20 protein-coding genes are annotated in these 24,807 nt (G+C 65.0%); 7 read left to right on the plus strand and 13 right to left on the minus strand.

Features of this window, described 5'->3' with window-relative positions; genetic code table 11:
• Positions 1–91: 91 nt before the first annotated feature.
• Positions 92–2,713: an ATP-dependent chaperone ClpB gene (gene clpB / locus AB4118_RS12820; protein WP_069877622.1), complete on the minus strand. Its 2,622-nt coding sequence runs from the start codon at positions 2,711–2,713 to the stop codon at positions 92–94.
• 173 nt (positions 2,714–2,886) lie between these two features.
• Between clpB and AB4118_RS12825 the strand changes: the two genes are divergently transcribed.
• Positions 2,887–3,207, plus strand: coding sequence for a DUF2293 domain-containing protein (locus tag AB4118_RS12825; protein WP_441490487.1), 321 nt, complete (start codon positions 2,887–2,889; stop codon positions 3,205–3,207).
• Positions 3,208–3,306: 99 nt separating this feature from the next.
• On the plus strand, positions 3,307–4,098 hold the full coding sequence (locus tag AB4118_RS12830; RefSeq protein ID WP_441490094.1) for an MOSC domain-containing protein: 792 nt from the start codon (positions 3,307–3,309) through the stop codon (positions 4,096–4,098).
• Positions 4,099–4,154: 56 nt separating this feature from the next.
• On the opposite strand, the gene AB4118_RS12835 is transcribed toward AB4118_RS12830, so the two are convergent.
• The 6 genes from AB4118_RS12835 to otsA all read right to left on the minus strand — a co-directional run bounded on the left by AB4118_RS12835 (position 4,155) and on the right by otsA (position 11,941).
• Entirely contained in the window at positions 4,155–5,171 is a 1,017-nt protein-coding gene (locus tag AB4118_RS12835; protein ID WP_441490095.1) for a DUF4167 domain-containing protein, read from the minus strand.
• A 402-nt stretch (positions 5,172–5,573) separates the two neighbouring features.
• The gene (gene prmC / locus AB4118_RS12840) at positions 5,574–6,407 is read right to left on the minus strand and encodes a peptide chain release factor N(5)-glutamine methyltransferase (protein WP_441490488.1); all 834 of its coding nucleotides are present in this window, start codon (positions 6,405–6,407) and stop codon (positions 5,574–5,576) included.
• Positions 6,408–6,489: 82 nt separating this feature from the next.
• Positions 6,490–6,735, minus strand: a complete 246-nt coding sequence (locus AB4118_RS12845; protein WP_441490096.1) for a hypothetical protein — start codon at positions 6,733–6,735, stop codon at positions 6,490–6,492.
• Positions 6,736–6,795: 60 nt separating this feature from the next.
• Entirely contained in the window at positions 6,796–7,881 is a 1,086-nt protein-coding gene (gene prfA / locus AB4118_RS12850; RefSeq protein ID WP_441479668.1) for a peptide chain release factor 1, read from the minus strand.
• 51 nt (positions 7,882–7,932) lie between these two features.
• A complete protein-coding gene (ptsP, locus tag AB4118_RS12855) occupies positions 7,933–10,200 on the minus strand; it encodes a phosphoenolpyruvate--protein phosphotransferase (protein ID WP_441490097.1) in 2,268 nt (755 codons plus the stop codon).
• A 181-nt stretch (positions 10,201–10,381) separates the two neighbouring features.
• Positions 10,382–11,941 carry an alpha,alpha-trehalose-phosphate synthase (UDP-forming) gene (gene otsA, locus AB4118_RS12860; RefSeq protein WP_441490098.1) on the minus strand — a complete coding sequence of 520 codons (1,560 nt, stop codon included), beginning with the start codon at positions 11,939–11,941 and terminating at the stop codon, positions 10,382–10,384.
• A gap of 283 nt (positions 11,942–12,224) precedes the next feature.
• Between otsA and otsB the strand changes: the two genes are divergently transcribed.
• On the plus strand, positions 12,225–13,019 hold the full coding sequence (gene otsB, locus AB4118_RS12865; protein WP_441490099.1) for a trehalose-phosphatase: 795 nt from the start codon (positions 12,225–12,227) through the stop codon (positions 13,017–13,019).
• Positions 13,020–13,021: 2 nt separating this feature from the next.
• The gene (locus AB4118_RS12870; RefSeq protein ID WP_441490100.1) at positions 13,022–14,863 is read left to right on the plus strand and encodes a glycoside hydrolase family 15 protein; all 1,842 of its coding nucleotides are present in this window, start codon (positions 13,022–13,024) and stop codon (positions 14,861–14,863) included.
• A 154-nt stretch (positions 14,864–15,017) separates the two neighbouring features.
• On the opposite strand, the gene AB4118_RS12875 is transcribed toward AB4118_RS12870, so the two are convergent.
• The 3 genes from AB4118_RS12875 to AB4118_RS12885 form a co-directional block, all read right to left on the minus strand.
• Positions 15,018–16,226, minus strand: coding sequence for a M20 family metallopeptidase (locus AB4118_RS12875; protein WP_441490101.1), 1,209 nt, complete (start codon positions 16,224–16,226; stop codon positions 15,018–15,020).
• Positions 16,227–16,482: 256 nt separating this feature from the next.
• Positions 16,483–17,658, minus strand: coding sequence for a pyridoxal-phosphate-dependent aminotransferase family protein (locus tag AB4118_RS12880; RefSeq protein ID WP_441490102.1), 1,176 nt, complete (start codon positions 17,656–17,658; stop codon positions 16,483–16,485).
• A gap of 101 nt (positions 17,659–17,759) precedes the next feature.
• Positions 17,760–18,392, minus strand: coding sequence for a LysE family translocator (locus tag AB4118_RS12885; protein WP_441490103.1), 633 nt, complete (start codon positions 18,390–18,392; stop codon positions 17,760–17,762).
• Positions 18,393–18,523: 131 nt separating this feature from the next.
• On the opposite strand from AB4118_RS12885, the gene AB4118_RS12890 reads away from it, so the two are divergent.
• Positions 18,524–19,042, plus strand: a complete 519-nt coding sequence (locus tag AB4118_RS12890) for a GNAT family acetyltransferase (protein ID WP_441490104.1) — start codon at positions 18,524–18,526, stop codon at positions 19,040–19,042.
• A 13-nt stretch (positions 19,043–19,055) separates the two neighbouring features.
• Here the strand turns inward: AB4118_RS12890 and AB4118_RS12895 are convergent, their stop codons facing one another.
• From AB4118_RS12895 to AB4118_RS12905, 3 genes are all read right to left on the minus strand, one after another.
• Positions 19,056–19,562, minus strand: coding sequence for a DinB family protein (locus AB4118_RS12895; protein WP_441490105.1), 507 nt, complete (start codon positions 19,560–19,562; stop codon positions 19,056–19,058).
• A 10-nt stretch (positions 19,563–19,572) separates the two neighbouring features.
• Positions 19,573–20,793, minus strand: a complete 1,221-nt coding sequence (locus AB4118_RS12900) for an NAD(P)/FAD-dependent oxidoreductase (protein WP_441490106.1) — start codon at positions 20,791–20,793, stop codon at positions 19,573–19,575.
• 93 nt (positions 20,794–20,886) lie between these two features.
• Positions 20,887–21,801, minus strand: coding sequence for a LysR family transcriptional regulator (locus tag AB4118_RS12905; RefSeq protein ID WP_441490107.1), 915 nt, complete (start codon positions 21,799–21,801; stop codon positions 20,887–20,889).
• 136 nt (positions 21,802–21,937) lie between these two features.
• Here AB4118_RS12905 and amaB point away from each other — a divergent pair, with 136 nt between their 5' ends.
• Both amaB and AB4118_RS12915 read left to right on the plus strand, forming a co-directional pair.
• Positions 21,938–23,458, plus strand: coding sequence for an L-piperidine-6-carboxylate dehydrogenase (amaB, locus tag AB4118_RS12910; protein WP_441490108.1), 1,521 nt, complete (start codon positions 21,938–21,940; stop codon positions 23,456–23,458).
• Between the two features lie 18 nt (positions 23,459–23,476).
• Positions 23,477–24,694 (plus strand): acyl-CoA dehydrogenase, encoded by a 1,218-nt coding sequence (locus AB4118_RS12915; protein WP_113515131.1) that lies wholly within the window; start codon positions 23,477–23,479, stop codon positions 24,692–24,694.
• Positions 24,695–24,807: the final 113 nt, after the last annotated feature.

The raw sequence follows: 24,807 nt of genomic DNA on the forward strand, positions 1-24,807 counted from the left end.
AAAGGGCCGCTTGCGCGGCCCTTCCCTCATCCGTCTCGCGGCGGTCGCTGCCTCCTTCCCAGTAGGGAAGAACGAGGTCGTACCGTCCCTATTAGTTCAGCGGCACGCCCTCAGGCCGCCTTTCGCGGGTGACGCTGACATCGCCCAGCATCAACCCGGTCGGCCCAACGGTGACCTTCACCGTCTCGCCATCCGTGACCTTGCCGGCGAGCAGCAGTTCCGCCAGCGGGTCCTGCACCGTTTTCTGGATCACCCGCTTCAGCGGACGTGCGCCATAGGCGGGATCGTAGCCCTTGTCGGCCAGCCAGGCGCGGGCGTCTTCGGAGAGATCGAGCACGATCTTGCGGTCGGTCAGCAGCCTGGCGAGGCGTGCCAGCTGGATATCGACGATCGCCCCCATATCCGCCCGCTTAAGGCGATGGAACAGGATGATGTCGTCGATGCGGTTCAGGAACTCGGGCCGGAAGGCCTGCCTGACCACGCCCATGACATCGTCACGCACGGCGTCGCTGTCCTGCCCTTCGGGCTGGTTCACCAGGAACTCCGAACCGAGATTCGAGGTCATGATGATCAGCACGTTGCGGAAATCGACCGTGCGGCCCTGACCGTCCGTCAGACGACCATCGTCGAGCACCTGCAGGAGCACGTTGAAGACGTCCGGATGCGCCTTCTCGACCTCGTCGAAAAGGACGACCTGATAGGGCCGCCGCCGTACGGCTTCGGTCAGTGCTCCGCCTTCCTCGTAACCGACATAGCCGGGAGGCGCGCCGATGAGACGCGAGACCGAGTGCTTCTCCATGTATTCCGACATGTCGAGGCGCACCATCGCCGTATCGTCGTCGAACAGGAACGACGCGAGCGCCTTGGTGAGCTCGGTCTTGCCGACACCCGTGGGTCCGAGGAACATGAAGGAGCCGATCGGCCGGTTCGGGTCCTGCAGGCCGGCACGGGCACGCCGCACGGCTGTCGAGACCGCCTCCACCGCCTCGCGCTGGCCGACGACGCGCGCTGCCAGCACCTCCTCCATCCGGAGCAGCTTGTCCTTCTCGCCTTCGAGCATGCGATCGACCGGCACACCGGTCCAGCGGCTGACGACCTGCGCAACATGGTCAGGCGTCACCGCCTCTTCCACCATGCCGGAGGTATCGCCAATCGCCTCGACCTCGGCGAGTTGCTTCTCCAATTGCGGGATCTCGCCATAGGCGAGCTCACCTGCACGCTGATACTCGCCCTTGCGCTGCGCCTGGGCCAGTTCGTTGCGGGCATTGTCGAGCTTGGTCTTGATCTCCGCCGCCTGGCCGAGCTTGTCCTTCTCCGCCTTCCAGCGGGCCGTGATCGTGGCCGAACGTGTTTCAAGATCGGCGAGTTCGGATTCCAGCCGCTTCAACCGCTCCTTTGAGCCGCTGTCGCTCTCCTTCTTGAGAGCCTCCTGCTCGATGCGCAGGCGCACGATCTCGCGGTCGATCGAATCCAGCTCCTCGGGCTTCGAATCGACCTGCATGCGTAGGCGCGCCGAAGCCTCGTCGACAAGGTCGATCGCCTTGTCGGGCAGGAAGCGGTCGGTGATGTAGCGGTTCGACAGGGTCGCGGCCGAGACAAGCGCCGAGTCCGTGATGCGAACGCGGTGATGCTGCTCGTATTTCTCCTTGAGGCCGCGCAGGATCGAGACCGTATCCTCGACCGTCGGCTCGTCGACAAAGACGGGCTGGAAGCGGCGTGCAAGCGCGGCGTCCTTCTCGACATATTTGCGGTACTCGTCGAGCGTGGTCGCGCCGACGCAGTGCAGTTCGCCGCGCGCGAGCGCCGGCTTCAGCAGGTTCGAGGCATCCATGGCGCCGTCCGTCTTGCCGGCACCGACCAGGGTGTGCATCTCGTCGATGAACAGGATGACGCCACCATCGGAGCTGGAGACCTCGTTGAGCACCGCCTTCAGGCGCTCCTCGAACTCGCCACGATATTTCGCACCCGCGATGAGCGAGCCCATGTCGAGCGCAAGCAGTTCCTTGTCCTTCAGGCTCTCCGGCACGTCACCATTGACGATGCGCAACGCAAGGCCCTCGGCGATGGCGGTCTTGCCGACGCCGGGCTCGCCGATCAGGACGGGATTGTTCTTGGTGCGGCGGCTCAGCACCTGGATGGTGCGACGGATCTCCTCGTCGCGGCCGATGACCGGGTCGAGCTTGCCCTCGCGGGCAGCAGCGGTGAGATCCCGCGCATATTTCTTCAGCGCGTCATAGGCCTGCTCGGCAGAGGCTGAGTCCGCGGTGCGACCCTTGCGGATCGCCTCGATCGCGGCATTCAGCGCCTGCGGCGTCACGCCGGCCTTGGCCAGCGCCTTGCCGGCCTCGGTTTCCTTCTCGACCGCGAGGGCCAGAAGAAGGCGCTCGACCGTGACGAAGGAATCGCCGGCCTTGTCCGCAGCCTTTTCCGCCGTATCGAAGACACGGGCGAGGCCTGGCGTCAGATGCAGGCCGCTGGCGCCACCGCCGCTGACCTTGGGCAGCTTTGCGAGCGCCGCATCGGTCAGTTGCAAGGCAAGTTTCGACTGGCCACCCGACCGATCGATCAGGCCGGCTGCCATGCCCTCGCTGTCATCAAGCAGCGCTTTCAAAAGATGTTCGGGCGTAAACTGCTGGTGCCCGTCGCGCAGCGCAATCGTCTGCGCCGCCTGCAGGAAACCCTTTGCCCTGTCGGTGTATTTCTCAATGTTCATATTGTCGCTCCGCCCGCCGGCACGCCCCGTGGCGACGCATCCGGCTGCCTTTCATCAGGATAGGGCTCCCGAGGGACACCCTTCGCAACCAAAGATAGTGTGACATCCGCGCAACGGAAGGGGGCCCCTTGCGAATGATTGACGGCGCCCTTCCGACAGGCTCAGCCTTGGCCATGGCGGGAACAAGGCGACAGCAGGCGATTCGCAAAGCGTTGAGGGCGCTCGCCCCCGGCATTCCGCTTGCCGATGCCGAAGCGGTCCTGGCGCTCGCCGAGCGCCGCCACATGAAGGATCTGCCGCCCTCGACGGCGCTCTGGCTCGCTCTCGGCAGCCATGTCCGCCACGTCCATACCGATTACGAGCGGCTTCTGGCGGAAGGGTACGACCGCGACGCGGCGCGCTTTTTCGTCGTCGAGGACACCGATGCAGTGCTCTCCGCCTGGGGCTGCCAGCGCTCCGTGGAGAACGAAGAGGCCGAGGCCGAGGAGGCTTGAAGTCAACCTGATCGAACCGATGCAAGGATTTGATCGGTCCCGCCTCGTAGAACCCGCTATATCACCCCTGCCCGATCAGCCTGCGGACTGAAAGACTCCATGCGTGTCGCCTCGCTCTATCGCTACCCCGTCAAGGGTCTCTCGCCCGAACCCGTGCAATCGGCTTCGCTGAGCACGGGGGGCTTTTTCCCTGGAGACCGGCTTTTCGCCATCGAGAACGGCCCTTCCGGCTTCGACCCGGCCGCGCCCGTCCATCAGCCGAAGATCAAGTATCTGATGCTGATGCGCAATGAATCGCTGGCACGGCTGCAGACGCGCTATGACGACGAAAGCCGCGCGCTTGTCATCAGGCAGGATGGACGCGAGACCTTGCGGGCCGACATGACGACGCAGGACGGCCACGCGGCCCTGACGGCCTTCTTTGAAGGTTTCATGCCGGACGAGCTGCGCGGCAAGCCGCAATTGCTCACCGCCCCGCAAAGCTATCGCTTCATGGATTCACGCTCGGGGTTCATGTCGATCATCAACCTCGCCAGCGTCGCGGATCTCGGCAACCACCTTGGCACCCGGCTCGATCCGCTGCGCTTCCGCGGCAATGTCATGGTCGAGGGGCTGGCCGCCTGGGCGGAGAACGACCTGGTCGGGCAGGAGCTGTCCACGCCGTCGGGCCTGCGCCTGCGTGTGATCAAGCGAATCGAACGCTGCGCGGCAACCAATGTCGACCCGCAGACCGGAGCCCGCGATCTCCAGATCCCGAAGGCGTTGATGAAGACCTATGGCCATGTCGACTGCGGAATCTACTGCGAGATTCTGAATAGCGGCACGCTGACCGCTGGCATGCATCTCGAAAGCCAGGCCCCGCAAGCGACGCTCGACCTCGGCGTCGCCTGAGCCAAAAAAACAGGGGCCCGTCGGGCCCCTGTCATATCTGGTCAAACCGGAGCGCCTTACTCGGCAGCGCTATCGGTTTCCGACCCCAGCGCGTCCATGACTTCGCGTGGCGAGCGGCGGCGGCGCGTGCGCTTCGGTGCGGCAGCCTCTTCGGCGGCCGGCGCTTCGGCAGGAGCAGCAGCAGCCTCGACCGGTGCCGCAATGGGCTCCTCGGCGACGGCGATCGGAACCCGGACCGGATTGGTCAGGAAGGACGGAAGCGAAGCAGCGACATCGTTCGCCTCGCCTTCAGGCTCGACCTCCCGGCGCGGACGACGCTCGGCGCGCTCGGGACGCGGCCCCCGCTCCGGCCGGTCGCCGCGCTCGAAGCGACGCTCGCCCTGGCTCTGCGCCGGGGCGTTCTCGCCCTGCTCGGTAGAAGCCGGCTGCTCGGAACGCGGCGCGAAGCCCCCGGGCTGGCCGTTCTGCCCGCCTTCGGGACGGTCGAACCGGCGTTCACCACGATCGGGGCCACGGTCCTGGCGATCATTGCGATCGAATCGGCGGTTGTTGCGGTCGTTGAAGCGATCGGTGCGGGGCGGGCGGTCGAAGCGTTGGCCGTTGTTCTGCTGGCCATCCTGGCCCTCGCCATCCCCACGGGGGGCAGCATTCTGGCCATACCCGTTGCCGTTCACGCCTCCCTGAGCCTGATGCCGCAGCTCAGGCTGAGGCGAGCCCTGCGGGAAGGCAGCATTCTCATCGCCCTCACCCTCATCGTCCCCCTCGTCGCCCTCCTCACCAAAGGCGCGATTCGGCGGGAAGCTATGGCCGTATTGCTGGGCCATCTGCTCCTGCGCCGCGAGAAGGATGCGGTAATAGTGCTCAGCGTGCTGGAAATAGTTCTCAGCTGCGACCGGATCGCCCGACGACTGGGCATCGCGCGCCAGCTGCAAGTACTTCTCCGCGACATGCTGAGCGGTACCACGAACTTTGACGTCCGGGCCGTTCGACTCGTAGCTGCGCTGCAACGGGTTGGGCGACTTTCGATTGCCGTTGTTGTTATTGTTATTGTTGTTGTTGTTACGGCCGCGCATACGCCGGTTCTGACCTGGTCTCATTCGCGTCTATCTCGCGCTCTGTCTGTTCAAAGCAACCGGGTCACTGTCATACGCGTACCGGCACGCGGCGGGTTGCGGCGCCGTGCCGGAGGGAGTCGACCTGAAGGGGCAATGCGCCGTTCTTGGTCTTCACGCGCTCGTTTCCAAAAGAGGCGGTAACTCGCCCCATGAGCCGAACGGCACATCCATGCCTTCGGAATTCCGATCTTGCTTTGTCAGTTCCGTCAAACTTCGGACGTGTCCGGAGGCAAATCCTCGTCAATCAGGAGGAGGCTGCCCTAGGCTCGGCGCTGACGACACCAGCTTCGGCTGGTATCTGCATAGCGGCTTTTGCGTCCGGTTCCAAGCAAATTCGCACAATCCCTGTGCGTATCCGGTTCAGCGGGAGAAGATCAGCGCGCGCTCGTGTCCACCAAGGTCCTTGCGCGCTCCGTGATACCGGAAGCCTTCGGCCCGCATCAAGGCAGAGACATCCGGCTCCTGCCCGGCACCGATCTCGAAAATAACGATGCCACCCGGTGCCAGAAACGGCGTCAGCTCGCGCGCGAAGAGCCGATACGGAACGAGCCCGTCGATCCCGCCATCCAGCGCCAGGAGCGGATCATAGGCGCGCACAGCCACATCCAACCCGGGAATCTCATCGCCTGGAATATAGGGCGGATTGGAGACGATCAGGTCGAAGCGGCCCTCAAGGTCCTTCACCCAGTCGCCTTCCCGAAACGCCACGCGGTCACCGACGCCATTTGCAAGGGCATTTGCGGCTGCGACCTTGCAGGCCTCTCCCGACAGGTCGATACCCAGGCCCCTGGCCTGCCTGAACTCACTCAGGATCGCGATGAGCAGGCAGCCCGTGCCAGTCCCGAGGTCCAGCACCGACAACGCGTCCCCGCGCCTCTCACGAAGGGAATGGACCGCGGCCTCGACGAGCGTCTCGGTATCGGGGCGCGGCTCGAGCGTCGCTGGCGAGAGCTTGAAGGTCAGTCCCCAGAACTCACGCTCGCCGAGGATGCGCCAGACAGGTTCGCCTGCCAGCCGCCGCGCGACGTAGCCATCCAGATCCGCGGCGGCCTGCTCACCGAGCAGAGCGTCGTCCTCCGCGCCGGCCCCAGCCACGGCTTCAACAAGAAGGCGCGCATCAAGAACCGGCGTATCGCCCCCCACAGCGCGAAGACGCGCCGCAAGCTGCCGGCGTGCCTCCCGATTGGTCAGCACACCGACAGCTTGCGGCGAAGGCGTTACAGCGTCGCCACCGCTCTGCAGTGGCGACGTCACTGGGCTGGCGCTCGCATCGACATCAATTGCCCTGCATCTTGTGGTCCATGCAAATCTTCATCTTCTGATTGATTGACGATTTACTCTCGCGCGCTCCGTGCATTTCCTGCGAACACGCCTTGCGCGCCTGCGACTGCGTCATCGCATTCTGCAGCGGCACGGCCTGTCCCTGGACGACGCGGCCAAAAGTCTGCGTCTGAGCTTCAGCGGTCCCTGCCGTAGCCAGCGCCATCAGACCGGTCATCGCAATCACTGATGCAAGTTTCATGGTTTCCTCCAGCCTGCTTTCAGGTCGATATGGAAACAACGCCAGTCCGGTAAAAAGGTTTCACGCGCCGCTTTGCGCTGCAAGCAACGTCGCCTGGTGCTCCGCCGTAAGGGCATCGATGATCTCGTCGAGCGCCAGCCCCTGCATCATCTCGTCGAGCTTGTAGAGCGTCAGGTTGATGCGATGGTCGGTCACGCGGCCCTGCGGGAAATTGTAGGTGCGGATCCGCTCGGACCGGTCACCGGAGCCGATCTGCGAGCGTCGGTCCGCCGCGCGTTCGGCGTCGGCCTTCATGCGCTCCATGTCGTAGAGCCGGGCGCGCATCAACTCGAAGGCACGCGCCTTGTTCTTGTGCTGCGAGCGCTCATCCTGGACCACGACCACGATCCCGCTCGGGATATGGGTCAGGCGGACGGCCGATTCGGTCTTGTTGACGTGCTGGCCGCCGGCGCCCCCGGCACGCATCGTGTCGATGCGCAGATCGTTGTCATTGAGCGCGACGTCGACCTCGGTCGCCAAAGGCAGCATCGCCACCGTCGCGGCCGAGGTGTGAATGCGGCCGCTCGCCTCGGTATCCGGCACGCGCTGGACGCGGTGAACCCCGGATTCAAACTTGAGCTTGGCATAGACGCCCCGGCCCGAGATCTCCGCGATGACTTCCTTGTAGCCCCCAACCGTGCCTTCGCTCTCCGAGATGATGTCGACGCTCCAGCCCTTCTGCGACGCGTAGCGCTGATACATCCGCAGCAGGTCTCCGGCGAAGAGCGAGGCCTCGTCGCCGCCGGTGCCGGCCCGGATTTCCAGAATGACGCCGCGTTCGTCGGCAGCGTCCTTGGGCAGGAGAGCGATCAGGATCTGGTGGGCACGCGTGTCGATCTCGGCTCGAGCGGTGTCCCGCTCCTCATAGGCGAGATCGCGGAATTCGCTGTCGGTCGCCGGATCGTCGATCAGCCCCTGCGCCTCGTCGAGAGAGGCCTGCGCATTGCGCCAGGAGGCAATCGCTGCAACGACGGGTTCGAGCTCCGCCAGCTCCTTGGCAAGCTCTACCGTACGCACGGCATCGGTCGAGCGATTGATCTCGTCGGTGGCAACGGCGTGGCGAGCGACGATGCTGTCGAGACGGTCTTGAGGAAGCTGAAGGGACATCAGGAACTCGGAAACACTGTTTGGGGACCGGCGAAGCGCGCTTCAGCGTCGCTAGACCGGCACTTTCAATTCGGTCGCCAATGCCGAAAGCTGCGAACGCAGGCTCGATGCACCATCGGAAGAGGCGAGCATCCAATCCATACGCTCGCGCAGCTTCCTGACGTCAAGCGCACGCAGCATCGCCTTGACCGGCCCGAACGACGCCGCCGACATCGAGAAGGAGCGATAGCCTAGGCCGATCAGCGCCATCGTCTCCAGCGGCTTGCCACCCATTTCACCGCAGACCGAGACCGGGCAACCTGCCTCGCCCGCAGCCTCAACGATCGTGCGCAGCGCGCGGAGCGCTGCAACGCAAAGCGGATCGAAGCGCTCTGACACCCGGCGGTTCTCACGATCGGCAGCGAACAAGAACTGCATGAGGTCATTGGTGCCGATCGACAGGAAGTCGGCCTCGCGCGAGATCTCTGCCAGTTCGAACAGCAACGACGGCACTTCGACCATGACGCCGAGCTCGAGATTGGTGGGCGCCGGACGCTCCTGCTTCTCCATCATGGCGAGCTCGCGGCGCACGATGAAGCGCGCGCGCAGGAACTCGTCGACGGTCGCGACCATCGGCAGCATGATGCGCATGTCCTGGCCGGCTCCGGCCCGCAGCATCGCCCTGATCTGGCCGCGCAGCAGGCGCGGCTTGTCGAGGCCGATCCGGATCGCGCGCCAACCGAGCGCCGGATTCTCCTCCTCAACGCGCTCCATATAGGGCAGGACTTTGTCGCCGCCGATATCGAGCGTCCGGAAGACGACCGGCCGGCCCTGCGCTGCCTTGAGCACGGCCCCGTAGAGCGCTTGCTGCTCGGTCGTCGTCGGCATGTGCTGGGCGACCATGAATTGCAGTTCGGTACGGAACAGCCCGATCCCTGCGGCCGCCGTCTCATCGAGACTGTGCATGTCGACCAAAAGGCCGGCATTGATCTGGAGGTTGATCTCGACCCCGTCCTTGGTGACGGCCGGCAGATCCTTGAGCTTGCGGTACTGTTCCTGCTTGCGGGCGCGCAGGCGGGCCTTGTCCTTGTAGGCGTTCTCGACGTCCGGCTGCGGACGGATCTGCACCTCGCCAGCCTGGCCATCGACGATGACGGCGTCGCCGGACTGGATCAGCGCGGTTGCGTTGACGATCTCGCCGACGGCCGGAATGCCAAGCGCCCGCGCCACGATGGCGATGTGGCTGGTCGGTCCGCCTTCCTCGAGGATAAGCCCACGCAAACGGACGCGGTCATAATCGAGCAGCGCCGCCGGCCCCATCGAGCGGGCGATCAGGATGGCGTTCTCGGGCAACTTCTCGTGAGCAACGCCATTCGCCTTGCCCATCAGGGTCCGCAGCAGCCGATTGGCGAGATCGTCGAGATCGTGCAGCCGCTCCCTGAGATAGGGGTCGGTCTGGCGCAGCATCTTGGCGCGGGTGTCGGATTGCACACGCTCAACCGCAGCTTCGGCGGTGAGACCGGTCATCACCACTTCGCGCATCCGCCTGAGCCAGCCCTGGTCATGGGCGAACATGCGGAAGGTTTCGAGAACGTCACGATGCTCGCCGGTATGAGCCACGTCGCCACGCTCGATCAGTTCGTCGATCGCGGTTCGCATCTCGGCGATGGCGGCCTCGAGCCGCTTGACCTCGCGGGCGGGATTCTCGGCAATCAGATTGGTGATCGCGACCCGGGGTTCGTGGAGAACGGCGTAGCCGAGCCCGACACCGTCCGCCAGCTTGACGCCGACACCGTGAATCGGCCGGTCGAGGCCAATCATGCTGCCGGGCGGCGCCAGCGATTTCAGCCCGCCGGCCGCGATCATCTCCGCCATGATCATGGCGGTGGTCTGCAGCGTCTCGATCTCTTCCTCGTTGTAGAGCCGCGATGCGCGATTCTGGATGACGAGGACGCCCATCACGGCGCCGCCGCGCAGGATCGGGACGCCAAGGAAGGAATGATAAATCTCTTCGCCCGTCTCCGGACGATAGGAGAAGGCCGGGTGCGACTGCGCGTCGGACAGGGCGACAGGCTCGGCTTCGCTGGCGATCAGGCCAACGAGACCTTCGTCGGCGCGCATCCGGGTCAGGTGCACCGCCTCGCGATTCAGGCCCTCGGTCGCATAGAGTTCAAGCGAACCGTCCTCGAGCAGGACATAGACCGAACACACCTCCGCGACCAGATTGCCGGCGATCAGGACGACAAGCCGATCCAGCCGCTCCTGCGGGCTGACGGGCGCTGCCATGACCTCGCGGAGACGGCGCAGCAGAACGCCCGGACCTCCGAGAGCGCCTCGCATCAAATCGGCCCTCCGCCCGCCTCCTCAGACATCGTTGCCGATGCCGCTCGCAGACCTGATACCTGGCTCCGGATGAGTCGGCAGCATGCCCCGGTTCTTGTCGCCTTCTAGCGAGCGAAAGGAGTGTTCGGCAAGGGCCGCCGTTACAACCCCGAGGTGAAATCGGCGGCAGCGCTTCTCATTAATGTGGCAAGCGCCCGTTTCCAGCCGAGATTTGTGACAGATCCGACAATGTCGGAACGGTCGTTGCGGCGCCGCTTGCGGATTTGGCCGGAGCGCGCGAAGTCGCCGGTCGCTGCTTGGCTCCGGTCGCCGGCTTGGCGCGAACCGCTCTCTTGGTCGCTGGGAGCGTCACCGGAAACCCGGCTTCGCCCTCTGAGAGCGCGGCAAGATAGGTCTCGGTCCACCAGCCGATATCGGTTGCGGCGATGGTGGCGTAGAGCTTCTCGAAACGCCGGATTCGCTCCGGCTTCGGCATGACCAGCGCCTGCTGGATCGCCTCCGACATTTCCGAGAGATCGTAGGGATTGACGATCAGCGCGTCCTTCATCTGGCGCGCCGCCCCTGCAAAGCGCGAAAGAACCAGCACGCCAGGATCGGATGGATCCTGCGCCGCAATGTATTCCTTGGCGACCAGATTCATGCCGTCGCGCATCGGCGTGACCAGCCCGACTTGGGCACGGCGATAGAAGCCGGCCAGGACATTGCGGGAATAGGCCTTCTTGACCACGCGGATCGGCGTCCAGTCGAATTCGCCCAGCGCTGCGTTGATCCGCCCGGCCGTCTCGTCCGATTGGCGATCGAGTTCCGCGTATTCGGGAACATCTGAGCGGGAGGGTGGCGCGATTTGCAGCATGCCGACACGGCCGCGCTGCTCGGGATTTTCCAGCAGGAAGCGCTCGAAGGCCTCCAAGCGCTGGACGATTCCCTTGGAGTAATCGAGGCGATCGACGCCGATGACCAGCTTGCGATCGCCAAAGGCCTCGGTCGCGCGCCGGATCGACACCGCGGTCGTGCGCGCAGAACTCGTCGCAAGCTTGCGAAAGCCTTCGACATCGATGCCGATCGGGAAAGATTTGACCTGGATCGAACGCCGACCGAGGCGGACCCCGTCGCCATCGACCTTTGCGCCGCAGAGATTGACCAGTCCGCTCACCACATTGCGCGCATCGATCTCGGTCTGCAGTCCAACGAGATCATAGGCGCCGACCGTCTTCATCAGGGTGATGCTCGAGGGCAGAGCGCCAAAAACCTCGGAGGGCGGCCAGGGGATGTGGTGGAAATATCCGATCCGGTTCTTCACCCCGAGCCGCCGAAGTTCCGCAGCCAAGGGGATCAGGTGGTAATCGTGAACCCAGATCAGGTCGTCCGGCCGCAACATCGCGACGAGCGCCTTGGCAAAGCGGCGATTGACGGCGAGATAGCCCGCATAGTCGGCCCGCGAAAACTCGGTAAGGCCGAGGCGGTAATGCATGTTCGGCCAAAGGGCCCGGTTCGAGAAGCCGAGATAATAGGTCTGCCGCTCCTCCTCGCTCAGATCGGTCACCGCATAGGTCACCTTGCCGCGCTGGAGCGTCCGCACCGCGTGGGTCTTCTCTTCGCTGACATGCCCGCTCCAGCCGAACCAGAGCCCGCCATGTTTCTCCAACGCTTCTCGTAACGCCACGGCAAGACCGCCGGCGGCGACCTTCTCGCTGCGGTCGGGAATGGTGACGCGGTTGGAAACGATGACGAGACGCATGTCCGGGAAAACTCCGATCAGCCGGCTGCCCGAATTTCGACACCGGAAGCGGGAACAGAACGCGCCGGCGCACGTAATGTTTCCGAGGGGCTTCGGATGTCAGATGGCGAAGCCGCGTCAGGCTCGCGTTGAAATCATGATGACTGTGGCAAACTGAAAGCAGAATGTGGCAAGTTCACTAACATCCGCCCATAGCGCGGATGATGCAAGAACCCTCGCTCAGGCATTGGACAGCTCACCTGTCGTTCTTTCGCCCGTTTCGTCACGCAAACAGAACGAGATGATGGAACTGATCGAATCGGAATCTACCAACGAATCCCGCGACTTCACCAAGGTGGCGAAGCAGGTCGCTCTGTTTCTCGACTTTGACGGAACGCTGGTCGAAATTGCGCCGATGCCCGACGAGGTCAAACTCGACAGGCAGCTCGCGCCGGCGCTCGATACCCTGCGCTCTACGCTGGGCGGAGCGCTGGCGCTTGTCTCCGGGCGCCCTATCCCCGACCTCGACGGGTTTCTCGCCCCCTATCACTTCGACATCGCCGGCCTTCATGGCGCACAGATCCGCCTCGGCGGAACCATCCGCAGCCAGGCGGACGCTCCCGAAGCCCTGCGCGAGGCGCTGCGGGAGCTCATCCGTTTCGCCAACAGCCATGTCGGCATCCTCGTCGAGGACAAACGGATCTCGGCCGCCCTGCACTGGCGCCTGGCGCCGCAACTCCAGGATGAAGCCCTCGCGCTGGCCAGGAAGCTTGCCGCCGGGATGGGCCCCTCCGTGCGCTTGCAGGAAGGCAAATCGGTCGCCGAGCTGGTCCCAGCCGGGGCCAGCAAAGGCAACGCCATTTCCTGGCTGATGCGGGAAGCACCCTATAGCGGCCGGACACCGGTCTTCATCGGCGACGACATTACCGACGAGGCGGGCTTTGCCACGGTGAACGCGCTCGGCGGCCTGTCGATCCGCATCGGTGCGGGCGAAACCTGTGCCGGCCGACGCCTCGCCTCCCCGACTGCGCTCCGCACCATCCTGCTCGCCGCCGCAGAAAGCGGCAGCCTGACGACTGACGCTTTCTGCCAAGGCTGATCATGACCGTAGAAACCTCCACCACGGCGCGGCATTCCGCCTCGCTCGATCTTGGCGTGATCGGCAATTGCTCGATCGCCGCACTGATCGACCGGCGCGCCCATATCGTCTGGGGCTGCTTTCCCCGCTTCGACCGCGACCCGGTTTTCTGTTCGCTGATCGACAACAAGCCCGATGACGGCGACGCCATGCCCGAGAAGGGCGTGTTCGCGATCGAACTCGTCGGCATGACGCGATGCGAACAAAGCTATCTCGACAACACCGCGATCCTTTCCTCAGTCCTGTCCGACGACCAGGGCAACGCCATCGAGATTCTCGATTTCGCGCCTCGTTTCGTGCGCTACGAGCGTTCTTTCCGGCCGCCGCTGCTGGTGCGGCGCGTGCGCCGGCTTTCTGGCCGGCCGCGTATCCGGGTCGTGCTGAAGCCATGCCTCGGCCTCGGCGAATTGCCGGACGAGATTACGCGCGGCTCCAACCATGTCCGCTATGTTGGCGCCGACCAGACGATCCGGCTGACGACGGATGCGCCGATCTCCTATGTGATGGACAGCGTCCCTTTCGCGGTCGACCGGACCTTCTCCTTCTTCATCGGCTCGGACGAGGCATTGCGCGCCGAGATCGAGACGACCGCGCGCGAGTTCCTGGACAAGACGACGGATTACTGGCGCGACTGGGTGCGCTCCCTCTCCATCCCCTTCGAGTGGCAGCAGGAGGTCATTCGCGCCTCGATCACGCTGAAGCTTTGCAGTTTCGAGGAGAGCGGCGCCATCGTCGCCGCGCTGACCACCTCGATTCCGGAAGCTCCCGGCACCCAGCGCAACTGGGACTACCGCTTCTGCTGGCTGCGCGACGCCTATTTCGTGGTGCATGCGCTCAATCGGCTGGGCACGACGCGGACGATGGAGGATTATCTCGGCTTCATCACCAATATCGTCGACACCTTCTCCGAGAGCGGAGCGGAGCATCTGCCGCCACTCTACCCGATCACGCGCGGCGGCGTGCTGACCGAATTCGAGGTGCCAAACCTGTCAGGCTATCGCGGGCACCAGCCCGTGCGCGTCGGCAACGGCGCCGCGACGCAGATCCAGAATGACGGCTACGGCGCCGTGGTGCTCGCGGCGACGCATTCCTTCTTCGACCGCCGCCTGATCCAGCCCGGCAAGGACGCGCTCTTCGGGCAGCTCGAACGAATGGGCGAGCTCGCCATCGCAGTCTTCGACAAGCCCGATGCCGGCCCGTGGGAGCTGCGCGAGAAGCAGGTCGTGCATTCCTTCTCCAGCGTGATGTGCTGGGCGGCCTGCGACCGGCTCGCACGCATCGCCGGCACGCTCGGTCGCACCGACCGCAAGGACTATTGGCGTGGAGAGGCCAAACGTCTGAAGGGCGTCATTACCGACCAGATCTGGAACCAGGAGAAGGGCACCTTCGTCTCGACCTTTGGCGGCAGCGATCTCGACGCGACCCTGTTGCTGATCGCGGAGCTCGGCTTCGTCACGGCGGAGGATCCGCGCTATATTGCGACCGTCGAAACCATCGGCCGCGAGCTCGGCCGCGGCGACCTCTTGCTGCGTTACGGCACGCAGGATGATTTCGGCTTCATGCATACCGGCTTCTTGATCTGCGCCTTCTGGTATGTCGACGCGCTGCATGCGATCGGCCGGCGCGACGAAGCCAAGGACCTGTTCTGCCGCATCCTGAAACGGCGCAACAGCTTTGGCCTGCTTTCGGAGGATGCCGATCTCGAAACCGGCGAGCTCTGGGGCAATTTTCCGCAGACTTATTCCATGGTCGGGCTCATCAATTCGGCGATGCGGCTCAGCCGAAATTGGGAAGAGGCGTTCTGAGGGCCCACTGAAACAGGGGGCCATTCCCGCCATCGACGCTGGCCCCGGGAGCGAGCATCGATGCTGTTTGCGTCGCCACCCTGTCAGCAGCGATTCGACCGACGGATGGTTGGGACGCGACCGCGCATCCGCGTCGGGGCAATGCGCCCGGACCTCACTCCATGCGCGCAGCCGTGCGCATCACGGCAAGCGCCAGCACCTGCGCCGCCGGCACGATGCTCTCGACTTCGAGGAATTCGTCGGGAGTGTGCGCCATTCCGCCGATCGGGCCGACAGAGCACAGGGTCGGGCAACCCTGCGCCGCAGTGAAGCCGGAATCCGCACAACCACCGGTGAACTCGGCGCTGACGCTGATCCCGAAGCTCGCGGCGGCATCACGATAGGTATCGTAGAGGGCAGCGGCCTCGGGGGTTTTCTCCAGCGGCACGAATTCGCCCTTGATGGTCAGTTTCGCACTCGAGCCTTCGACGATGGGGGTCTCGATGATGCCGCGGATCGCGCTGACCAGTTCATCGCGTTGCGCGGCCGTGACATAGCGCAGATCGATTTCGCACCAGGCATGGGGAGCGACCGTATTGACGGTCTGGCCGCCGCCGATCAGCCCGACATTGACGGTGACGCCGCGCTCGAGATCGGTCAGCCCCTGCAGCTTCGGGATCTTGTGGCCGAGGTCGACAATGGCCGAGACGCCCTTCTCGTAATTTGCGCCGGAATGGGCGGCCTTGCCGACAAATTCGGCACGCATGAAGACGCCACCCTTGCGGCCGCTGGTGATCGACTGCTTGTGATCGCGCAGGAACTCGGTGCCGGGCGGCAGCCGGCTCGGCTCGGCATTGAAGACACAGCGCGATTCACGCGCCGCCGCCTCGATGATCGGGCGCGAAGAGGGGGAAGCGATCTCCTCGTCGCTCGTCGTCAGCATGGTGAGCGGAGCGGAAAGCCCACCGCATTCGGCAAAGGCGGCGGCGGCGAAGGCCTCGATGACGAGACCAGCCTTCATGTCGGCGACACCGGGACCATAAGCCCGGCCGGCCTTGATGGTGAAGGGCCGGCGCGTCGGCTCGCCTTCCGGGAAGACGGTATCGCGATGTCCCAGCAACAGCACCGGGCGCTGGTCGTTGGCGGCCGGATTCGGCAGTCGCGCCTTGACGGCATCGCCATAACTAGCATCCGGGATGATCTCGACGCTGAGCCCGTTCGCTTCGTGGAACCGGGCGAGCACCTGCCCTGCCCTGTCGACGCCCGGCTTGTCATAGGAGCCGGAGTCGGTGTCGACCATCTCCCGCAGGAGCGCGACCATCGCGTCCTTGCGGCTGGCAAGCCACGCCGTCACCTTGGCTTCGTCCGGGGTCAACTCACTCATGGCCTGCGCTCTCTTGGTTCCGAATGGGACCGCGAAGCTAGAGCAGGACTGCGAAGTCTGGGAACGGGCATTTGCGCCGGACAGCCCTGCTTTTGCCGAGCAGACCTCTTCACGAGAATGCGCCCGCCGCATTGCGGCGAGCCTTAGCCGTCAGATCAGCGGATCGTATCGGGTCCGATGATCTGACCTTCTGTGCTTGCATCGGCTTCCCCGAAAGCTGCAATCCACCCTTGGGGCCGATTCCCAAACCGCCCGGTTACGCGCCTTGGGCCAGATGCGTGATGGCTGCAGCAACGCCACCGGCACCATGCGGGATATTCTGCGCCTGCAAGGCCATTTCGACGGCGCTCAGGCTGCCAAGCACCATCGGCGCATTGACATGGCCCATATGGGCAATGCGAAAGGCCTTGCCGGCGAGATCGCCGATCGCGAGCCCGAGCGTCACGCCGCAGACCGTCCGCGCATAATCGGTGATCGAACTCGGATCGCCCTGAACGAGGATGGTCGTGACCGAGGGCGCCCGCTGCGATGGTTCCTCGATATTGCAGGTCAGGACCTGGCCCTCGGCCCATCGCGACATGGCAGCATGGGTTGCCCCGGCAAGCAGGGCATGACGGCGCCAGACAGGCTCCAGTCCCTCCTCGAGGATCATGTCGAGCGCGGCGCGCAGGCCGAACATCAGATGCTCGGGCGGAGTGCCGAAATGCTTCATGTAGAGGAGCGGGCTCAGCCGTGAGGTCCAGTCCCAGTAGGCCGTCCGCATCGTCGCGTGCGGATGCGCATGCAGCGCCTTCCCGCTCGCCGCGACGAAGGCCAGCCCGGGCGGCGTCATCAGCCCCTTCTGCGACGCAGACATGGCAATGTCGACGCCCCAATCGTCCATCTCGAACCGCATGCAGCCGAGCGAGGCGACGCCATCGATCATGTACAAGGCCGGGTGGCCGGCGGCATCGATCGCCTTGCGCACGGCCTGCACGTCGTTGACGACGCCGGATGCCGTATCGATCTGCACCATGAGCACGGCCTTGATCTCATGGTTCGTGTCGCGCCGCAGGCGTTCCTCGACGGCCACCGGATCGACCGCTGCGCGCCATGACCCGGCGAGGACCTCGACATCTGCCCCCAGGAAACGGGCCATCTCGCCCCAGCCTACGGCAAAGCGCCCGCTCGCCAGCACGAGAACCTTGTCGCCGCGGGAGAGCACATTGGTCAGGGCCGCTTCCCAGCCGCCATGCCCGTTGGCGGCATAGATGAAGGTCTCGCCCTTGGTGCGGAAGATCTTCCGGAAATCGGTCAGGAGCGTCTCGGTCAGATCGAGGATCGGCTTGGAGCTGAGTTCCTCGGCCGGCCGCATCATCGCCTGCAGCACGCGATCGGGGATATTGGTCGGGCCGGGGATTGCGAGCAAAGCCCGGCCGTTGGCGACACTCATGAAAAACTCCTGCTGGCCTTGCTGCGCCGCATGTCCATGCCCGTTGCGGCCGGGGCTACGACGCATGATGTCCGGCACGATATCCGGAAAGGGGATGTGAGCTAGCGCTGCGCTTCCGTCGCCATCTTCACCGCGAGGCCGGCAAGCACCGTGCCCATCAGCCAGCGCTGCACCACCGCCCAGAACGGCCGTGTGCGAAGGAAGAGGGCAATGCTGCCGGCGGTAAAGATGATCAGCGCATTGACGCTGCCGCTGATCACGATCTGGATCGCGCCGAGCACCAGCGACTGCGTCAGGACATTACCCGCCGCGGGATCGATGAACTGCGGCAGCAGCGCGAGATAGAACATCGCGATCTTGGGATTGAGCAGGCTGGTCAGGAAGCCCATGGCAAAGAGCTTGCGCGGCCCGTCAGGCACCAGCTCGCGAACCTGGAAGGGCGAGCGCCCGCCCGGCCGCAGCGCCTGCCAGGCGAGGTACAGGAGATAGGCCGCGCCACCGAAGCGCAGCGCGTCATAGGCATAAGGCACGGCGAAGAGCAGCGCCGTGATGCCGAAAGTGGCGCAAAGCATGTAGATGACGAAGCCAAGCACGACGCCGATGAGCGAGATCAGCCCGGCAGCATGTCCCTGCGAGATCGAGCGCGAGATCAGGTAGATCATGTTCGGACCGGGCGTCAGCACCATGCCGAACGCGATCAGGGCGAAGGCAAGCAGGCTCGAGAGCTCGGGCATGGCGGGTCTCCGAAACAGCGCCGGCAACCTGCATCGAACCGGAACAATCGACAAGCCGCATGGAACAGTGGGCCGCCATGCCCGTTTCTCACGCCAACCGCCCGAATTTCTGCGGACAGACTGCGTCTCTCATGTTGCTCTTCAGTCGCATCCTCTACACCGCCATTGCGGGTTCCCTGCTCGCCGCCTCGGTGATGCTGATGGTGGTTGCGGTCTGGCGGACGTTCACCGGGTTCCGAACCGGCGACGGCGCACTTGAGACCATGCTCGACGGCATCGGCCTCGTGATCATTGCGGTCGCGGTCGCGGATGTCGGCAAATTCCTGTTCGAGGAAGAGGTGATCAGCGATCGCGAATTGCGGCGCCCGGCAGAAGCGCGCGGCTCGCTGACCAAATTCATGACGATCATCATCATTGCGCTCAGCCTGGAATCGCTGGTGCTGATCACCAAGGCGTCGCGGTCCGCGATGAGCGACGTCGTCTATCCCGGCCTGCTGGTCCTGCTCGCTGTGCTGGCGATGGTCGGGCTCGGCCTGTTCCAGAAGCTGAGCCAGAACACGACGGCAACCGTGCCTGAAGCGAAAGAAGACAGCGACAAGCCTGCCCCCGTGAAGACCCTGGCCCGGGCGAAACGGACCAAGCAGGCCTGAACCGGAGGGCCGTTCAGCGCGGTTCGTCGACGAGGAGGAGATCGGTATCCTCGGGTCTGGTGCCGGCCGCCGTCAGCATGGCGTGAACCTGCCCGCGATGATGCGTCTGGTGGTTGAACATGTGCATGAGCGCAAAGGCGCGCGGCTTGCCGAGTTCGCGGCCGGCGGCGCCCGAATACCAGATCAGGGTCCCGCGCAGCCAGTTGGCGTCGACGGTAGCAGCCCAGGCCAGGATCGCCTCGTCGCGCTCGGCACGCCGACGGCGGAACTCGGCCCAGTCATCGACATAGATCGGTGCATCGCGGCCGCTGATCGGCGGCTTGGGCGTCCCGATCAGCCGGTGGAGCCAGATTTCGTCGGCCCACAGGATATGGTTCAGCGTACCGTGGATCGACTTGAAGAAGGCGCCGCGATCCCGACGACGACCTTCCTCGTCAAGTGTGTCGGCCGCATCGCACAGGCTCTGGTTCTGCCAGGCGTTGTAGCGCGCCATGGTCTGAACATAAGCCGGATCGACCATGCGTGCCTCCTCAGATGATATTGGCCTCCGTCAGCGGCCGCCCCGCAACGATGCGCTCGTGACCGAGATCGGCAAGATCGAGCGTGCGATAGCCGCCATGCACAATCTGCTCGGCAATCCCCCGTCCCACAGCCGGGGACTGCTGCAGGCCGTGCCCCGAGAAACCATTGGCAAGATAGAGATTCGGCAGGCCGACGGCCGGGCCGAGGATGGCATTGCCGTCGAGTTCATTCATGTCATAGGGGCCGGCCCAGGCGCGACCGGGCTTGATCGCCTCGAAGGCGGGCACACGATGGGCGAGCGGCGCCCAGACATGCTCCTCAAAAAAGGACCAGTCGACATCCTCCACATCGGCATCGGTCTCGATCCATTCGCGATCGAGTTCGGCCGGCGGGGAGGCGCCGCAAATGAACATCTGCCCCTCGCTGCCGCGCTTGCCCTCGGGCCGGCAATAGGCACCGGAGGTATCGATCAGAAGCGGGCAGTTATCGACCTCGCCCTTGCAGGTGAAGCTGAAGACGTAGCGCTTCATCGACCTGACGGGAATCGCGATGCCGGCCGTTGCCGCCAGCCGCGCACCATGCGTGCCCGAGGCGTTGACGACCGCGCCACAGCCGATGCGGCTGCCATCGCCAAGCTCGACGCCGACGACGCGGCCGCCTTCCACGATATACCGCGCCGCTTCGCCCTGGCGGTACTCGACACCGAGCGCGCGCGCCTTCTTGCGAAAGGCCTGGAGCAGCGCCCAACCGTCGAACCAGCCCTCCCCGCTGACCCCATAGGTGCCGCAGGCGAGATCCTCAACATTGAGCCAGCTAAATTTGCTGCGCAACATATCCGCAGCATAGAGCGCAATATCGGCGCCCTCGTCCTGCTGCAGTTTCTGGTTCGAGGCGAGGACCGGGGCTCCCTCGCCGCTCGCGACATAGAGGTAGCCGCCCTCATGCAGATCGATGGCCGGAACCTCGCCATCGACGGCGAGATGCGTCCCGATATTGCGCAAAAACTCGATGCCGTGGAGCGAGATACGGATGTTCACCGAACTCGAGAATTGCTGCCGGATCGAAGCCGCCGAGAGCGCCGAGGCGGAGTAGCGGTAGGTCGGATCCTTCTCCAGGACCACCACCCTGCCCTTGAAGCGTGGGTCGGCGGCGAGATGATAGGCGACGGAGGAACCGATGGCGGCCCCTCCACAGATCACGACATCGGCGGTCTCGGAAAAGGACGGCATGTCAGTCCTGCGCAGTTCGGGCCACGACGCTCTGTGGCCGGGGTTGGTGAATTTCACGCATGAATGACGTGACAGCGCCGGCTTGTCGAGTGCTCAGGCCGTGAGCCCGCATTCGCCGAGCAGCCAGTCGCGAAAGGCGATCACCGCCGGCAGCGCGGCCCGGGTCTCGGGATAGACCAGGTAATAGCCCTCCGTGCCGCTGACCGGCCGGTCGACCGGGACGACGAGCGCGCCCGACCGTAATTCCTCCTCGATCAGGAAGCGCGGCACGATCGCAAGACCCAACCCAGCCACGGCCGCCTGCGAGACCATGGCAAATTGCTCGAAGCGCGGCCCCATCAGCGCCCGCTCCGGAGGCAGCCCCTGTTTTTCCAGCCAGTTCGCCCAGGCCCGGGGTCGCGTCGCCTGCTGCAGCAACGGCGCGCGCAGCATATCCGCCGGCTCCTTCAAGCCCAGGCGCTCGACCAGCGAGGGCGCCGCCACGGGAACGACCTCCTCCCCCATCAAGCGATGCAGCACCGCGCCGGGCCAGACCGGATCGCCGAAATGCACGGCGGCATCGATCGGCTCGCGCCCGAAATCAAAGGGCACCAGCTTGGTCGTGAAGTTGATGGTGACGCCGGGATGGGCCTCGATGAAGCGCGGCAGACGCGGAATCAGCCAGCGTGTGCCGAAGGTCGGCAGGATACCGAGATGCAGCACGCCGGCCGCGCCGCGAAAGGCCATGGCCGAGACGGTCGCAGCCGCAAGGCGCGAGAGCCCATCGCGGATCTCGGTCGCATAGGCGCTCCCGGCCGGCGTCAGGCTGACGCGTTTCTTGACGCGCTGGAACAGACTGACGCCGAGCACCTGCTCGAGATGCGCGACCTGGCGGCTGATCGCCCCTTGCGTCAGGTTCAGTTCCTCGGCGGCGCGCGTGAAACTGCCATGGCGCGCAGCCGCCTCGAAGGCCGCGAGCGCCGACAGGGAGGGCACCGAAAGGCGTCCGGGAACGAGATCAAAGGTCATGAGCTATTCTCATCAACTCGTGAGAACATATCTGTTGCCGAGCGCGACCGGAAGAGGGCATTCTGCGCCCTTCCGGCGCGGCGGCTCTTTCCCGCGCCATTTGACATACTAGCAATCGACAGGTCGGAACCAGGACATGGCTTCATCTTTGCCGAAGGATGCGCTCGCGCTGCTCAAGCGTCTCGGCGTGCCGGACACCGTCTTCGCGTCCGCGGGCCTTGCCGCACGCTCCCCCATCACCGGCGAGACGGTGGCGACGCTGCGCGAGACGAGCGTTGCGGAGACCGAGGCGGCGATCGGCCGCGCGCAGTCCGCCTTCCTGGCCTGGCGCAAGGTCCCGGCCCCGCGCCGTGGTGAGTTCGTCCGCCTGCTCGGCGAGGAGCTGCGCAACGCCAAGACCGATCTCGGCCTGCTGGTGACGCTGGAAGCCGGCAAGGTCACCTCCGAGGGGCTCGGCGAAGTCCAGGAGATGATCGACATCTGCGATTTCGCGGTCGGTCTTTCGCGCCAGCTCTACGGCCTGACCATCGCCACCGAGCGCCCGAGCCACCGCATGATGGAGACCTGGCATCCGCTCGGCGTCTGCGGCGTGATCTCGGCCTTCAACTTCCCGGTCGCCGTCTGGTCCTGGAATGCGGCGCTTGCATTCGTCTGCGGCGATAGCGTCGTCTGGAAGCCCTCCGAGAAGACCCCGCTGACGGCGCTCGCCGTCCAGGCCATCGTCGAGCGCACCATGAAGCGCTTCGGCCCCGAGGCTCCGGTCGGCCTGTCGGAAGTCCTGATCGGCGGTCGCGAGATCGGCGACGCACTGGTGCAGGATCACCGCGTGCCGGTTCTTTCCGCCACCGGCTCGACCCGGATGGGCAAGGAAGTCGGCCAGAAGCTCGCCGCCCGCTTCGCCCGCGCCATTCTCGAACTCGGCGGCAACAATGCCGCGATCGTGGCGCCTTCCGCCGATCTCGATATCGCGCTGCGCGGCATCGCCTTTGCTGCGATGGGCACGGCCGGCCAGCGCTGCACCACGCTGCGCCGCCTGATCGTCCATGAGAGCGTCTATGACGCGCTGATCCCGCGCCTGATCAAGGTCTATGGCTCGGTCAAGATCGGCGATCCCCGCGAGGCCGGCGTGCTGGTCGGGCCGCTGATCGACGAGGCTGCCTATGAGGGCATGCAGAAGGCGCTCGGCGAAGCCAAGGCTGCCGGCGGCAAGGTCCAGGGCGGCGAGAAGGTCGATGTCGGCAGCGGTGGCTTCTATGTCCGCCCGGCGCTGGTCGAGATGCCCGAGCAGACCGGCCCGGTCGAGCGCGAGACCTTTGCGCCGATCCTCTATGTCATGAAGTACAAGACGCTGGACCAGGCGATCGCGCTGCAGAACGCGGTCGGTGCCGGTCTCTCCTCGTCCATCTTCACCCTCGACATGCGCGAGGCCGAGACCTTCGTTTCCGGCGAAGGCTCGGATTGCGGCATCGCCAACGTCAATATCGGCCCTTCGGGTGCCGAGATCGGCGGAGCCTTCGGCGGCGAGAAGGAGACCGGCGGCGGCCGCGAGGCCGGTTCGGACGCGTGGAAGGCCTATATGCGCCGCGCTACCAATACGCTGAACTACGGCACGACATTGCCGCTGGCGCAGGGCGTCAGCTTCGACGTCGACGCCTGAGCGAACGGGAGAGAAACCATGGCCGAAGCCGCACGCAGCCACTCCGCAAGCCACAAGCTCGCGGAATTCCAGTGGGACGATGCCTTCCTGCTCGACGACCAGCTCAACGAGGACGAGCGCCTGATCCGCGACACGGCCCGCCAGTACGCGCAGGAGAAGCTGCTCCCGCGCGTCTCGGAGGCCTATCTCGAGGAGAAGACCGACCGCTCCATCTTCAATGAGATGGGCGAACTCGGCCTGCTCGGCGTGACGGTGCCGGAGGAATATGGCTGCGCCGGCGCCAACTACGTCTCCTATGGGCTGGTGGCCCGCGAGGTCGAGCGCGTCGATTCCGGCTATCGCTCGATGATGAGCGTGCAGTCCTCGCTCGTGATGTATCCGATCTACGCCTATGGCGACGAGAACCAGCGCAAGAAGTACCTGCCCAAGCTCGGCTCCGGCGAGTGGATCGGCTGCTTCGGCCTGACCGAGCCCGACGCCGGCTCCGACCCGGCCGGCATGAAGACCCGCGCCGAGAAGGTGGCCGACGGCTACAAGCTGACCGGCTCGAAGATGTGGATCTCGAATTCGCCGATCGCGGATGTGTTCGTGATCTGGGCGAAGTCGGCCGCGCATGACAACCAGATCCGCGGCTTCATCCTCGAGAAGGGCATGAAGGGCCTGAGCGCGCCGAAGATCGGCGGCAAGCTTAGCCTGCGCGCCTCGATCACGGGCGAGGTCGTCATGGACGGCGTCATCGTGCCGGAAGAGAACCTGCTGCCGAACGTCTCTGGATTGAAGGGGCCGTTTGGCTGCCTCAACCGCGCCCGCTACGGCATCTCCTGGGGCGTGATGGGCGCCGCCGAGGACTGCTTCCACCGCGCCCGCCAGTACGGGCTCGACCGCAAGCAGTTCAACAAGCCTCTGGCCCAGACCCAGCTCTACCAGAAGAAGCTCGCCGACATGCTGACCGAGATCACGCTCGGCCTGCAGGGCTCGCTTCGCGTCGGCCGCCTGCTCGACGACGGCAGGATGGCGCCCGAGATGATCTCGCTGGTGAAGCGCAACAATTGCGGCAAGGCGCTCGACATCGCCCGCCAGGCCCGCGACATGCATGGCGGCAACGGCATCTCGATCGAGTTCCACGTCATGCGCCATGCCGCGAACCTGGAGACGGTCAACACCTATGAGGGCACGCATGACGTTCATGCGCTGATCCTCGGGCGCGCCGTCACCGGGCTGCAGGCGTTCTTCTGAGCCGCGACCTCATGCCTGGGGCTTGCCCCAGGCATGTCTTTTGCCGCGAACCCTTCAAGGGATGGCTGGGCCAAACCCGGCCCTGACGGCAGCCTCGAAGCCGGAATGACCTG

It is taken from the genome of Allobosea sp. 2RAB26, from assembly GCF_052115465.1.
Classification (GTDB): domain Bacteria; phylum Pseudomonadota; class Alphaproteobacteria; order Rhizobiales; family Beijerinckiaceae; genus Allobosea.